Here is a 14668-nt window from a genome sequence, read left to right on the forward strand (position 1 = left end):
TCAGCCCTTGCTGAGTTCCCAGAAGCGGAAGACCGTCGACGCGTCCAGGCAGTACTCGAGGCCGTAGACGTTCTGGCGGGTGACCGCGTACTGCTTGGCCTGCCAGACCGGGAGGACGGGCAGTTGGTCGGCGACGATGTCCTGCAGCCTGCCGTAGTCGTTGTCGGTCGCGGCGCGGTCGCTCTCGGCGGCGGTGCGCGGGATGAGGGTGCCGGTGATGGTGCTGTTGCTGTAGTTGTTGCTCAGCACGTTGCCCCGGCCGAAGAAGGGCGCCGTGAAGTTGTCGGCGTCCGGGTAGTCGGGCACCCAGCCCTTCACGTACACGCCGTACTTGCCCTTGGCGATGTCCTTCTCGTACTGGTCGAAGGCGACGGACTTGACGTCGGCGTCGAAGAGGCCGCTGGCGTTGAGCTGCCCCGCGATCGCCTTCAGCTCCTGGTCGGTGGCCGGGCCGTAGCGCGAAGGGGTGGACCAGAGGGTCAGCTTGACCTTGCCGGTGATGCCCTCGTTCCTCAGTGCGGCGGCGGCCTTGGCCGGTGAGGGGCTGGCGCCGTAGGTGTCGAAGAAGGCCGTGTTGTGGCCGGCGATGCCCGCCGGGATGATCGAGTACAGGGGGGCGGCCGTGCCCTGGTAGACGTCCTTGATGAGGGCGTCGCGGTCGAGCAGATAGGCGATGGCCTTGCGCACGCCGAGCTTTCCGGCGACCCGGTCCTTCATGTTGAAGACCAGGTGCTGGACCTCGGCGCTGCTGCCCTCGACGACCTCGGCCTTGGAGTTGTTGTCGGCGTTCTCGATGTCGGCGATGTCGCCCGCGCTGAGCCCCCGGTAGGCGATGTCGATACTGCCGTCGAGCAGCGCCTTCTTCAGGGCGGACGGTTTGCCGTGGAAGAACTGCAGCGTCACGCCGGAGTTCTTCGTCTTCGCGTTGCCCTGGTAGTTGCCGTTGACCGAGAAGACGGCCTTGTCGTTGCCGAACGAGTCCAGCTTGTACGGGCCGGAGCCGACCGCCTGGCCGTCCTTGCGCAGCTTGCTCCCGTCGTACTGGGTGTGGTCGACGATGGAGCCCGCACCGGAGGCGATCTTGCTCGGGAAGGTCGCGTCGGGCACCTTCAGCCGGAAGACGACGGTCTTGGCGTCCGGCGTCTCGACCTTGTCCAGCATGGGGAACATGATGGCCGGACCGGCAGCGTCGTTGATCTTGAGTATGCGGTCGAAGGAGAACTTGACGTCCTTCGAGGTGAGCGGATCACCGTTGCTGAACTTGAGACCGTCCTTGAGCGTGCACCGGTAGACCTTGGTGGACGTGTCGGTGAAGGTGCACGACTTGGCGGCCTCCGGCTCGGGCTCGGTGCCTCCGTCGGGGAAGCTGAGCAGCGACTGGAAGACGTTGTTGAACAACAGCCAGGAACCCGGGTCGTAACCGGAGGCGGGGTCGGTGGCCAGGACGTCGTCCGACATTCCCATGACGACGGACGAGCCGGTCCCCCCGGAGTCCGAGCCGCCCGTTCCGCAGCCGGTCAAAAGGCCGGAGGCCAGTCCCGCCACTACGGGCAGGACTGGCCACTGGTTACGCATGTTCACTGCTTGTGCCTTCTCGTCGGGTTCGGAACCCCGGGGCCACACTCCCGGGCCCCGGGGACGAGAGAGATCAGCCGCTCACGCCACGGCCGAGCTCCCACAGCTGCAGGGTCGAGGAGGAGTTGAGCGCGTACGCGGTCCCCGTGACGTCACCGCGGGCGGCGACGTACTGCTTGCCCTGCCACAGCGGCAGGATCGGGACGTCGTCGGCGACGATGTCCTGGATCTCGGTCAGGTTGGAGGAGGCCGCGAGGCGGTCGGCCTCACGACGGGACGCCGGGATCAGCGTGTTGATGATCTTGCTGTTGCGGTAGGGCGACTTGAGGAAGTTGTCCTTGTCGAGGAAGGGCGCGAGGTAGTTGTCGGCGTCCGGGAAGTCCGGGAACCAGCCCATGCCCCAGACGTCGTACTTGCCCTTGCGCTCGGCCGGGACGAAGGTCGTCCAGGGGGAGCCCTGGATGTCCACGTTGAACAGCCCACTGTCGTTGAGCTGCTTCTGAAGGACCTCGAACTCCTTCTTGGTGGCCGGTCCGTAGTGGTCGGTCGTGTAGTGCAGCGTCAGCTTGACCGGGGTGGTGATGTTGGCCGCGGTCAGCAGGGCCTTGGCCTTGGCGGTGCTGGGGTCGCCGTAGGTGTTGAAGAACGAGTTGGAGTGGCCGGTGATGCTCGCCGGGACCAGCGAGTACAGCGGCTCGGCCTGGGTGCCGTAGACCTTGGCGACGAGCTCGCCGCGGTTGATCAGCTGGGCCATCGCCTGGCGGACGGCCTTGTTCTTCACGGTGGGCGAGTCGGTGTTGAAGGCGAGGTAGCGGATCTCCAGACCCGACATCTCGACCAGGTCCTCGTTGCTGTCCGTGCCGGCGGACAGCTTCTGGATCTGCTCCGGCGCCATGGTGCGGGTCATGACGTCGATGTCACCGTTGTCGAGGGCCTTGCCCATCGCGTCGGCGTCCGCGTAGGAGATCATGTCGACCTTGGAGTTGTTCACCTTCAGCGTCCCCTTGTAATTGGGGTTCTTGGTGAACGTGGCCTTGACGATCTCGTCGTTCTTGACCTCGGCGGAGAGGGTGTACGGGCCGGATCCGTCGACGTCGAAGCCGTCGCGCAGCTTGTTCTTCTGGTAGTCGGCGGGGTTGACGATGCCCGCCACCGGAGTCGACAGCTTGTACGGGAACGTGGCGTCCGCGGTCCTCAGGTGGAAGATGACCTGGTTGTCGCCCTGCGTCTCGACGGTGTCGATGGTGTTCAGCAGGGCGGAGACCCCGGAGTCGGCCTTGATGGCGCGGGCGCGGTCGATGGAGTACTTCACATCGGCCGCGGTGATCTTGTCGCCGTTGGAGAACTTCAGGCCGTCGCGGAGCGTGCAGGCGTAACGCTCGTTGCCCGAGTCGGTGAAGCCGCAGCTCTGCGCGGCCTCGGGCACCGGGTCGCCCTCGCCCTTCGGCTGGATCATCAGGGTCTGCACGGTCTGGCGCAGGATGTTCCAGGTGCCGACGTCGTACGCGTACGCCGGATCGAGCGGCGCGGGTGCGTCCTTCGTGGCGGTGAACCGGTCTGTGGTGCCGACGGCGATCGCGTCCCCGCCGCTGCCGCTGCTGTCGGAACTGCCACAGGCGGCGAGCACGGGCGCGAGCAGGCCGACCACGGCCGGCAGCACCAAAGTCTTGCGGTTCATGCTCGTGTTTCTCCAGAGCTGTTCAGGTCCGTGTATCCGGCATGCAGGGGTGTCGCGGCGGATCACGGGGGTAGAGGCGATGGTTCTCGCGACGAGATTAGTCCGCACCAGCACGGCGGTTCGCAGTCACCGGAGTTGAGCCCCCATCACGCAGCGAAACCGGTTGTGGACAGACCGAAAACCCGCCCCGGGAAGGATTCGTGCAGCGTTCCATCAATCGGGACACAAGGGCACGTCCTCGCACCCCGAAACGGGGCGAAGAGCACAGCCCGCACGACCTGTCGAGACCCGGGTGAGTGGGGAACCTCACATCCCCAATGGCATGGACCGACCCCGGAATTGGACCATCCACCGCGCTTCGAATTCTTTCGTACACGAGCCCTGGAAATTCATGTCCTATCAGTTCTGCACGCTGGGTGAACGCTCAGCGCATTTCCGTCATCAAGTGGCGATCAGCGGGTGATCAGAGCGTGATCAGTCCACGCAGAAATGCCAGGTCGACGTCTTCGAGGGAGGTGACGACCGTGCGCCGGTCGGCGGGGGCGATGGGGGCGACGGAGGGCACCACGACCACATGACAGCCGGCCGCCTCGGCCGACGCGACACCGGTGGCGGTGTCCTCGACGACCGCGCATCTGGCCGGGTCCACGCCCAGTCCGGCGGCCGCGGTCAGATACGGGTCGGGGTGCGGCTTGGTGCGCGGCACCTCGTCGCCGGCCACCGACAGGGCGAAGTGCTGGGGGCCCAGCGAGGTGAGCACGCGGTCGATGATGCGCCGGTGGGAGGCGGAGACCAGGGCGGTGGGGATCTCGTACTCAGCCAGTTCGGCGAGCAGCCTGGCGGCGCCCGGCATCAGCGGCAGGGCGCGGTCGATGCGGTCCTCGAAGCCCTGGTTGAGCAGCACCGTGAGCTCGGCGAGGGTGATGTCGGCGCCGGTGGCCTCGATCAGGAACCCCGCGCTGCGGGTCATGGGACCGCCGACCACGACATGGCGCCAGGTGTCGTCCAGGGTGTGGCCGAGGGCGGCGAAGATCTCGACCTCGACGTCCCACCAGAAGCCCTCGGTGTCCACGAGGGTTCCGTCCATGTCGAGGAGTACGGCCTGCAGGGCTGAGCCTTCGGCCGTACGGGTTCCGAGCGCGGGGACCGTACTGGTCATCCGGGCGCACCTCCTTGAGGGGCGAGCAGGCCGGTTCCCGCGCGGGGAACCGGCCTGCAGTGGACCGACCAGTGTACGACTGTTGCGGCCGAAGCGCCTCGTTTATCCGGCGTGGTCCGGGGCACATCGTGTGTACCGCCGGGGGCCGCTGTGACGTGCGCCGATGTGCCGTCGGGCGGGCCTTTTCGGTGGCCTTTCCGTCGGCCCTGTCGGCCTTTCCGTCGGGCTTTTCAGCGGGCGTTGAAGTACTTCGCTTCGGGGTGGTGGATCACAATGGCGTCGGTGGACTGCTCCGGGTGGAGCTGGAACTCCTCGGAGAGGTGGACGCCGATGCGCTCGGGCTGGAGCAGGTCCGCGATCTTGGCACGGTCCTCCAGGTCGGGGCAGGCACCGTAGCCGAGGGAGAAGCGGGCGCCCCGGTACTTCAGGGCGAACATGTCCTCCATCTGGCTCGGGTCCTCACCGGCGAAGCCCAGCTCCGAACGCACGCGTGCGTGCCAGTACTCGGCGAGCGCCTCCGCCAGCTGCACCGACAGGCCGTGCAGTTCGAGGTAGTCGCGGTAGGCGTTGGCCTCGAACATACGGGCCGTCTCCTCACCGATCCGCGAGCCGACGGTGACGACCTGCAGGCCGACCACGTCGGTCTCCCCCGCCTCCTCCGGGCGGAAGAAGTCCGCCAGGCACAGCCGGCGGCCGCGGCGCTGGCGCGGGAAGGTGAAGCGGGTGCGCTCGTTGCCCTGCTCGTCCAGGATGATCAGGTCGTCGTCCTTGGAGACACACGGGAAGTAGCCGTAGACCACGGCCGCCTCCAGCAGGTTCTCGGTCTGCAGCCGGTCCAGCAGACCGCGCAGCCGCGGCCGGCCGTCGGTCTCGACGAGCTCCTCGTACGTCGGTCCCTCACCGGTGCGGGCCTGCTTGAGGCCCCACTGGCCCTTGAACAGGGCGCCCTCGTCGAGCCAGGACGCGTACTCCTTGAGCGGGATGCCCTTGATGACGCGGGTGCCCCAGAACGGCGGGGTGGGGACGGGGTTGTCGGTGGCGACGTCGGAGCGCACGTGCCCCTCCTGCGGGCGCTCCTCGACCTCGACCGCGGCCGTGGCGCGCACCCGGCGCTGCTTGAGCTCGGGCAGTTTCGCGCCGGGCACGCCGCGCTTGACGCCGATCAGCGCGTCCATCAGCCGCAGGCCCTCGAACGCGTCCCGGGCGTAGCGGACCTCGCCCTGGTAGATCTCGTGCAGGTCCTGCTCGACATAGGCGCGGGTGAGCGCCGCGCCGCCGAGGATGACCGGGTAGTCGGCCGCCAGGCCGCGCTGGTTGAGCTCCTCCAGGTTCTCCTTCATGATCACCGTGGACTTGACCAGCAGCCCGGACATGCCGATGACGTCGGCCTTGTGCTCGGCGGCGGCCTCCAGGATCGCGGAGACCGGCTGCTTGATGCCGAGGTTGACCACGGTGTAGCCGTTGTTGGACAGGATGATGTCGACCAGGTTCTTGCCGATGTCGTGCACGTCCCCGCGCACGGTGGCCAGCACGATCGTGCCCTTGCCCGCCTCGTCGCCCTCGACCTTCTCCATGTGCGGTTCCAGATGGGCCACCGCGGTCTTCATGACCTCCGCGGACTGCAGCACGAACGGCAGCTGCATCTGCCCCGAGCCGAACAGCTCACCGACGACCTTCATGCCGTCCAGCAGCGTCTCGTTGACGATGTCCAGGGCCTTGCGGGTCTGCAGGGCCTCGTCCAGGTCCGTCTCCAGGCCGTTGCGCTCACCGTCGATGATCCGCCGCTTGAGCCGCTCCTCCAGCGGCAGCGCGGCCAGCTCCTCCGCCTTGCCCGCCTTCAGCGACTTCGCCGTCGCCCCCTCGAACAGCGCCATCAGCTTCTGCAGCGGGTCATAACCCTCGCTACGGCGGTCGTAGATCAGGTCGAGGGCCGTCTGCACCTCTTCCTCGGAGAACCGGGCGATGGGCAGGATCTTCGAGGCGTGCACGATCGCCGAGTCCAGACCCGCCTTGACGCACTCGTCCAGGAAGACCGAGTTGAGCAGGATCCGCGCGGCCGGGTTCAGTCCGAAGGAGATGTTCGACAGGCCCAGCGTGGTCTGCACGTCGGGGTGGCGGCGCTTGAGCTCGCGGATCGCCTCGATGGTGGCGATGCCGTCCCTGCGGGACTCCTCCTGGCCGGTGCAGATGGTGAAGGTCAGGGTGTCGATGAGGATGTCCGACTCCCGGATGCCCCAGTTCCCCGTCAGGTCGGCGATCAGCCGCTCGGCGATGGCGACCTTCTTCTCCGGGGTGCGGGCCTGGCCCTCCTCGTCGATGGTCAGCGCGATCAGCGCCGCCCCGTGCTCACGCGCCAGCTTCGTGACCTTCGCGAAGCGGGATTCGGGCCCGTCACCGTCCTCGTAGTTGACCGAGTTGATGACCGCGCGCCCGCCGAGCTTCTCCAGACCGGCCTGGATGACGTCGACCTCGGTGGAGTCCAGCACGATCGGCAGGGTGGAGGCGGTGGCGAAGCGGCCGGCCAGCTCCTGCATGTCCGCCACGCCGTCCCGCCCGACGTAGTCCACGCACAGGTCCAGCATGTGGGCGCCCTCGCGGATCTGGTCGCGGGCCATCTCCACACAGTCGTCCCACCGCCCGGCCAGCATGGCCTCACGGAACTTCTTCGACCCGTTGGCGTTGGTGCGCTCACCGATCGCCAGGTACGAGGTGTCCTGCCGGAACGGCACGCTCTGGTACAGCGAGGCGGCGCCCGGCTCGGGCCGCGGGTCGCGCCCGGTGGGGGCCAGGCCGCGGACCCGCTCGACGACCTGGCGCAGATGCTCGGGGGTGGTGCCGCAGCAGCCGCCGACCAGGGACAGGCCGTACTCCCGGACGAAGGTCTCCTGGGCGTCGGCGAGCTCCGGCGCCGTGAGGGGGTAGTGGGCGCCGTCCTTGCCGAGGACCGGGAGGCCCGCGTTGGGCATGCAGGACAGCTGGATGCGCGAGTGGCGGGCCAGGTAGCGCAGGTGCTCGCTCATCTCGGCGGGGCCGGTAGCGCAGTTCAGGCCGATCATGTCGATGCCGAGCGGCTCCAGGGCCGTCAGTGCGGCGCCGATCTCCGAGCCGAGCAGCATGGTGCCGGTCGTCTCCACCGTCACCGACACGATCAGCGGGACCTCATAGCCGGCGGTCTCCATCGCCCGGCGGGCGGCCAGGACGGATGCCTTGGTCTGCAGCAGGTCCTGGGTGGTCTCGACGAGGAGCGCGTCCGCGCCGCCGGCGAGGAGGCCCTCGGCGTTCTGCTGGTAGGCGTCACGGATGGCGTTGAAGGTGGTGTGACCGAGAGTGGGCAGCTTGGTGCCGGGGCCCATCGATCCGAGCACCCAGCGCTGCCGGCCGTCGCGGGCGGCGTACTCGTCCGCCGTCTCGCGGGCGATGCGGGCGCCGGCCTCGGACAGCTCGGCGACGCGCCCGGGGATGTCGTACTCGCCGAGCGCGGTGAGGTTCGCGCCGAAGGTGTTGGTCTCCACGCAGTCGACACCCGCGTCGAAGTACGCGGAGTGCACCGAGCGGACGATGTCGGGGCGGGTGACGTTGAGGACCTCGTTGCAGCCCTCCAGCTGCTGGAAGTCGTCCAGCGTGGGGTCCTGCGCCTGCAGCATGGTGCCCATCGCTCCGTCGGCGACCACCACTCGGGTGGCGAGCGCCTCACGGAGCGCGGACACACGGGTCCGGCTGTCGGCGGAAGGGGTCAGTGGCGACGAGGCCATGAAGGGGCTCCCTTAGGTGCGACGGCTGTCGGCTTTGCGTCTGTCCGGGATCTGCCCCCGGCAGGCGCACCTCGCCAGGGTAACCGGGGTCGGCCGGGGATGGTCAGGGGCGTCCACGGGACGGACGAGGATGACGGGCAGGTCACCGACGGGATACCAGTGACACAACAGAACCCGACGGAAACGCACCGACCATTAGCGAGAGGTCGACATCGACCGGTAGTGTTCGACATTGCCGAACAGCGGCAGCGACGTCGCACGTCGACGGTCGAAGGGGACGGAGGCAGTACGGCGATGGCACGGAACATCCAGTCGCTCGAACGGGCGGCCGCGATGCTGCGGCTGCTCGCGGGCGGCGAGCGACGGCTCGGCCTCTCGGACATCGCCTCGTCACTGGGCCTCGCCAAGGGCACCGCCCACGGGATTCTGCGCACCCTCCAGCAGGAGGGATTCGTCGAGCAGGACGACGCCTCCGGGCGCTATCAGCTGGGCGCCGAACTGCTGCGCCTGGGCACCACCTATCTCGACGTGCACGAGCTGCGGGCGCGCGCCCTGGTGTGGACGGACGACCTGGCCCGGTCCAGCGGGGAGAGCGTCTATCTCGGCGTCCTGCACCAGCAGGGCGTACTGATCGTGCACCACGTCTTCCGGCCCGACGACAGCCGTCAAGTGCTGGAGATAGGCGCCATGCAGCCCCTGCATTCCACGGCCCTGGGCAAGGTCCTCTCGGCGTACGACCCGGTCGCGCACAGCGAGGCCATGGAGGCGGACCGCAAGCCCTTCACCGACCGGACCGTGTGCGAGCAGGAGGACTTCGAGCACATCCTCGACATCTCGCGGGCGCGCGGCTACGCGGCCGACGTCGAGGAGACCTGGGAGGGCGTCGCGTCGGTGGCCGCACCCATCCACGACCGGCGGCGGATGCCGGTGGGCGCGGTGGGCATCACCGGCGCCGTGGAGCGGATGTGCCGAGCCGACGAGAAGGACGCGCTGCGCCCGGAACTGATCGCCGCGGTGCGCGACTGCGCCCGTGCGGTGTCGCGGGACCTGGGCGCCGGGCGGTTCTGAGAGGCGCGGCGGGACGCAGGAGCGGGCCGGGGCGTCGAGTGGCGTCCCGGCCTCCGTCGTGCCCGGCGACGGCCCGGCGAACCGCCCGGTCGGTACGCCGCGTGCTTGTTACCCGGCCGTACGCACCTGACCTGCAAGATCGACAGCTCACAGCGATCGATAACGATCGGATTTTCGCCAACACAGGCCCTTGACGGACGGCTGACGCCGGGGCAAGACTCCCGTCCATCGGTCGGCATTGTCGAACACCTACCGGCAATACGCGCTAGAGTGTGACAACGCCAAGGGCCGGTATTCGCTCTCACCCCCGAGGGCAGCTCGAACTCCCGGAGGGACCCGGGGTTCGGTCCCCTGGACGAAGGACAAAGGAGTCGCGGGTGTCCAGCTCCGACATCTTCATCGGCGAGACCATCGGTACCGCCATACTCATCCTGCTCGGCGGTGGCGTCTGCGCCGCCGTGACGCTGAAGGCCTCCAAGGCCCGTAACGCCGGCTGGCTGGCCATCACCTTCGGGTGGGGCTTCGCGGTACTCACGGCGGTCTACACCTCGGCGCCGCTGTCCGGCGCCCATCTCAACCCGGCCGTGACGCTCGCGCTCGCGCTCAAGAAGGACGGCATCGACTGGAGCGACGTCCCGGTGTACTGGGGCGGGCAGCTGCTCGGCGCCGCGATCGGTGCGGCCCTGGTCTGGGTCGCCTACTACGGTCAGTTCCACGCGCACCTCACCGACAAGGAGATCGTCGGCGGTCCGGGTGCGCAGGCCACGGCGGCCAAGGCCGTCGAGGCCCAGGAGAAGGGCGCCGGCCCGGTCCTGGGCATCTTCTCCACCGGCCCCGAGGTCCGGGTCGCCTGGCAGAACGTCGCCACGGAGGTCATCGGCACCATCGTGCTGGTGCTCGCCGTCCTCACGCAGGGCCTCAACGACAGCGGCAAGGGCCTGGGCGTCCTGGGTGCCCTGATCACCTCGCTCGTCGTCGTCTCCATCGGTCTGTCCCTCGGCGGTCCGACCGGCTACGCGATCAACCCGGCCCGTGACCTCGGTCCGCGCATCGTGCACGCCCTCCTGCCCCTGCCCAACAAGGGCGGCTCCGACTGGGGCTACGCCTGGGTCCCGGTCGTCGGTCCCCTGATCGGCGCCGCGATCGCTGCAGGCATCTACAACGTCGCTTTTGCTTAAGAGCACCGGCCTTCACCGCACTTAAACAGCACCGCGCCGTACAGACAGCCCCTACTCCACGGAACTTCAGGAGCACACCGTGACCGACGCCCACACCGCCGGCCCCTTCATCGCCGCGATCGACCAGGGCACCACCTCTTCCCGCTGCATCGTCTTCGACCGCGACGGACGTATCGTCTCCGTGGACCAGAAGGAGCACGAGCAGATCTTCCCGAAGCCGGGCTGGGTCGAGCACAACGCCAACGAGATCTGGACCAACGTCCAGGAAGTCGTCGCCGGAGCCATCCAGAAGGCCGGCATCACCCGTGACGACATCAAGGCCATCGGCATCACCAACCAGCGCGAGACCACGCTGCTCTGGGACAAGAACACCGGTGAGCCCGTCCACAACGCCATCGTCTGGCAGGACACCCGCACCGACGCCCTGTGCAAGGAGCTCGGGCGCAACGTCGGCCAGGACCGTTTCCGCCGCGAGACCGGCCTCCCGCTGGCCTCGTACTTCGCCGGCCCGAAGGCCCGCTGGCTGCTCGACAACGTCGACGGCCTGCGCGAGCGCGCCGAGGCGGGCGACATCCTCTTCGGCACCATGGACACCTGGGTCATCTGGAACCTGACCGGTGGTGTCGACGGCGGCAAGCACTACACCGACGTCACCAACGCCTCCCGCACCATGCTGATGAACCTGCACACGCTGGAGTGGGACGAGAAGATCGCCGAGTCCATCGGCGTCCCGCTGGCGATGCTGCCGGAGATCCGCTCCTCCGCCGAGGTCTACGGCGAGATCAAGGGCGGCAAGCTGGGCGACCTGCTCGGCGGCATCCCGGTCGCCTCCGCGCTCGGCGACCAGCAGGCGGCCCTGTTCGGCCAGACCTGCTTCGCGGAGGGCGAGGCCAAGTCGACGTACGGCACCGGCACCTTCATGCTGCTGAACACCGGCGAGAAGATCATCAACTCGTACAGCGGCCTGCTGACCACCGTCGGCTACCGCATCGGCGACGAGAAGCCGGTCTACGCCCTCGAGGGTTCCATCGCCGTCACCGGTTCGCTGGTGCAGTGGATGCGCGACCAGATGGGTCTGATCTCCACCGCCGCCGAGATCGAGACGCTCGCGCTCTCGGTCGAGGACAACGGCGGCGCCTACTTCGTGCCGGCCTTCTCCGGTCTGTTCGCCCCGTACTGGCGCTCCGACGCCCGCGGTGTGATCGCCGGTCTGACCCGGTACGTCACCAAGGCGCACCTCGCGCGCGCCGTCCTGGAGGCCACCGCCTGGCAGACCCGTGAGATCACGGACGCCATGACCAAGGACTCCGGTGTCGAGCTCGCGGCCCTCAAGGTCGACGGCGGCATGACCTCCAACAACCTGCTGATGCAGACCCTCTCGGACTTCCTGGACGCGCCGGTGGTGCGCCCGATGGTCGCCGAGACGACCTGCCTCGGTGCCGCCTACGCCGCCGGTCTCGCCGTCGGCTTCTGGACCAGCACCGACGACCTGCGTGCCAACTGGCGCCGGGCCGCCGAGTGGACCCCCCGCATGGACGCGGAGACCCGCGACCGTGAGTACAAGAGCTGGCTCAAGGCCGTCGAGCGGACGATGGGCTGGCTCGAGGACGAAGAGAGCTGACGAGGGCTCTGCCAAGTCCCTCGAAGGCTCTGATGAGGAGTAAGAACCCGAAATGACCAGTCAGTCCACCCTGCAGTCCGTGCCTGCCCTGGGTACGCGCCCGGCCTCCGGCTCCAACCCGAGCCGCGCCGAGACCCGGGAGCAGCTCGCCAAGGCGTCGTACGACCTCCTCGTGATCGGCGGCGGCATCCTGGGCATCTCCACCGCCTGGCACGCCGCGCAGTCCGGCCTCAGGGTGGCGCTGGTCGACGCCGGCGACTTCGCCGGCGCCACCTCTTCCGCCTCCTCCAAGCTGCTCCACGGCGGTCTGCGCTATCTGCAGACCGGCGCGGTGAAGCTGGTGGCGGAGAACCACTTCGAGCGCCGTGCGGTGTCTCGTCAGGTGGCCCCCCACCTGGCGAACCCGCTCACGTTCTACCTCCCCGTGTACAAGGGCGGGCCGCACGGCGCTGCGAAGCTCGGGGCGGGCGTCTTCGCCTACTCCGCGCTCTCCGCGTTCGGTGACGGCGTCGGCCACCTCCTGTCCCCCGCGAAGGCGGCCCAGGACGTGCCCGAGCTGCGCACCGAGAACCTCAAGGCCGTCGCCGTCTACGGCGACGACCAGATGAACGACGCGCGCATGGCGCTGATGACGGTCCGTGCGGCCGTCGAGGCGGGCGCCGTCGTCCTCAACCACGCCGAGGTGACCGGCCTCCGGTTCACCAACGGCCGGGTGACGGGCGCGGACCTCAAGGACCGTACGACGGGTGACGAGTTCGGCGTCAACGCCCGTCTGGTGCTGAACGCGACCGGCCCGTGGGTCGATCACCTGCGCCGTATGGAGGACCCGAATGCCGCGCCGTCGATCCGGCTGTCGAAGGGCGCGCATCTGGTCCTGAAGCGGACCTCCCCGTGGAAGGCCGCGCTCGCCACCCCCATCGACAAGTACCGCATCACCTTCGCCCTCCCCTGGGAGGACATGCTGCTTCTCGGCACGACCGACGAGGAGTTCGAGGGCGACCCGGCGGATGTCTCGGTCACCGAGAAGGACATATCCCAGATCCTGGACGAGGCTGCGTTCTCCGTCCGGGACCAGCAGCTCAGCCGTGATCTGATCACGTACTCCTTCGCGGGTCTGCGGGTGCTGCCCGGCGGCCCCGGCGACACGGCGAAGGCCAAGCGCGAGACCGTCGTGACGGAAGGCCGGGGCGGGATGCTGTCCGTCGCGGGCGGCAAGTGGACCACCTTCCGGCACATCGGCCGTACGGTGATGCAGAAGCTGGAGGCGCTGCCGGGCGCTCCGCTGGGTGACGACTTCGAGCCCATCTCCTCGCTGCCGAAGAAGCTGCCGCTGCCGGGGGTCGCCAACCCGCGTGCGGTCGCCCACCGGTTGCTGGTGGACAACCCGGCGCCCGGTCCGCGGATGGCCGCCGACACCGCCAAGCACCTGGCCACGCACTACGGTTCGCTGTCCTTCGACATCGCCCGCCTCGTCAACGAGAACCCGGAGCTGGGCGAGCGGGTCCACCCCGACGCTCCGGAGATCTGGGCGCAGGTGGTGTACGCCCGGGACAACGAGTGGGCCGAGACGGCGGACGACGTGCTGCGCCGTCGTACGACGCTGACGATCCGCGGCCTCGCCACGGACGAGGTCCGCGCCAAGGTCCAGGACCTGCTCGACAAGAAGTGACCTCGCGTCGGCCCCTTCCCTGACCAGGGCCGGCACGATCGGGGACCGGTCCCTCTCCCCCAGGGGCCGGATCCGCGAGAAGGGCGACTCCGCGCCGACGGAGCCGCCCTTTTCGTGTGCGCCCGTCGTTGTCAGTGGCGGGTGTTTTCATGAGGGCATGAACAGTGATCAGGCCAGTGCCGAGGATCTCGCCGCGCTCCGTGCGGCGTTCGACGTGGACGACGGCGGCGAGTCGGCGCTCGGCTGGGAGGCGGTGCGCGCCTTCGAGGCGGAGCACGGGGTGGTGCTGCCGGAGCCGTATCGCACGTTCGTGGCGGAGGTGTCCGACGGATCGCACCAGGGGCCGCCGGAGTACGGGCTTCTGGGGCCGGCCGAGTTGCCCGACGACTGGGGCGACGACGGGTCGGGCCGCAAGCTGGGCGAGCCGTTCCCGCTCACCGCGGCCTGGCTCTGGGAGGAGGACGACGGGCCGTACGAGGACCCCGAGGCGGTCATCGAGCAGGTCCTCAACCATGGGTCGGTCGTGCTGGGTACGGACGGGTGCGCGATGAACTGGCATCTCGTCGTCAGCGGCCCTCAGCGCGGGCACATATGGCAGGTCACGGATGTGGGCGCGATGCCGTTCGGCTCGGAGTTCGGCTTCACGACCTCCGAGCCGGGCTTTGCCGGCTGGGTGAAGCACTGGGCGGCCGGGAAGGAGTGGTTCGACGACCCGTCGGCTCAGTGAGGTGACGAGTTCGCCTGCAGCTGCCACGTCCGCCGACTCGTCCCGCCCCACGATCGGTTCGCGGTTGCCGACGACGGGGAGCGCAGGGTCGAAGACCCACCCTCGACGAGGGCATCGTCCTCGCCGACCTGGAGATTCTCGCCCTGAGCTGAGCATTCGGCACCCCGTTCAGCCCACCGAACCCCATAATGGACTGATACATCGGATGTCTGAACGACAGCTCTGAACGACAGGGAGGCCG

General features: G+C 68.7%; 9 protein-coding genes. 5 read left to right on the forward strand and 4 right to left on the reverse strand.

Annotated features, from left to right (window positions below; all coding sequences use genetic code 11):
* The 4 genes from ACFY1E_RS14625 to metH form a co-directional block, all read right to left on the reverse strand.
* On the reverse strand, positions 1–1581 hold the full coding sequence (locus ACFY1E_RS14625) for an ABC transporter substrate-binding protein (RefSeq protein WP_389075489.1): 1581 nt from the start codon (positions 1579–1581) through the stop codon (positions 1–3).
* Between the two features lie 67 nt (positions 1582–1648).
* Positions 1649–3253, reverse strand: coding sequence for an ABC transporter substrate-binding protein (locus tag ACFY1E_RS14630; protein WP_389075491.1), 1605 nt, complete (start codon positions 3251–3253; stop codon positions 1649–1651).
* Between the two features lie 463 nt (positions 3254–3716).
* Positions 3717–4412, reverse strand: a complete 696-nt coding sequence (locus ACFY1E_RS14635; protein WP_389075493.1) for an HAD family hydrolase — start codon at positions 4410–4412, stop codon at positions 3717–3719.
* Between the two features lie 230 nt (positions 4413–4642).
* A complete protein-coding gene (gene metH, locus ACFY1E_RS14640; protein ID WP_389075495.1) occupies positions 4643–8164 on the reverse strand; it encodes a methionine synthase in 3522 nt (1173 codons plus the stop codon).
* Positions 8165–8458: 294 nt separating this feature from the next.
* On the opposite strand from metH, the gene ACFY1E_RS14645 reads away from it, so the two are divergent.
* The 5 genes from ACFY1E_RS14645 (at position 8459) to ACFY1E_RS14665 (ending at position 14427) form a co-directional block, all read left to right on the forward strand.
* Positions 8459–9232, forward strand: coding sequence for an IclR family transcriptional regulator (locus tag ACFY1E_RS14645; RefSeq protein ID WP_389075497.1), 774 nt, complete (start codon positions 8459–8461; stop codon positions 9230–9232).
* A 377-nt stretch (positions 9233–9609) separates the two neighbouring features.
* Positions 9610–10410 carry an MIP/aquaporin family protein gene (locus ACFY1E_RS14650; RefSeq protein WP_351466163.1) on the forward strand — a complete coding sequence of 267 codons (801 nt, stop codon included), beginning with the start codon at positions 9610–9612 and terminating at the stop codon, positions 10408–10410.
* A gap of 79 nt (positions 10411–10489) precedes the next feature.
* Positions 10490–12031, forward strand: coding sequence for a glycerol kinase GlpK (gene glpK, locus ACFY1E_RS14655; protein WP_389075499.1), 1542 nt, complete (start codon positions 10490–10492; stop codon positions 12029–12031).
* Between the two features lie 52 nt (positions 12032–12083).
* A complete protein-coding gene (locus ACFY1E_RS14660) occupies positions 12084–13700 on the forward strand; it encodes an FAD-dependent oxidoreductase (RefSeq protein WP_389075501.1) in 1617 nt (538 codons plus the stop codon).
* A 157-nt stretch (positions 13701–13857) separates the two neighbouring features.
* Entirely contained in the window at positions 13858–14427 is a 570-nt protein-coding gene (locus tag ACFY1E_RS14665) for an SMI1/KNR4 family protein (RefSeq protein ID WP_389075503.1), read from the forward strand.
* The last annotated feature ends 241 nt before the right edge of the window (positions 14428–14668 follow it).

The sequence above is a fragment of the Streptomyces sp. NPDC001604 genome (assembly GCF_042893475.1).
Lineage (GTDB): Bacteria > Actinomycetota > Actinomycetes > Streptomycetales > Streptomycetaceae > Streptomyces.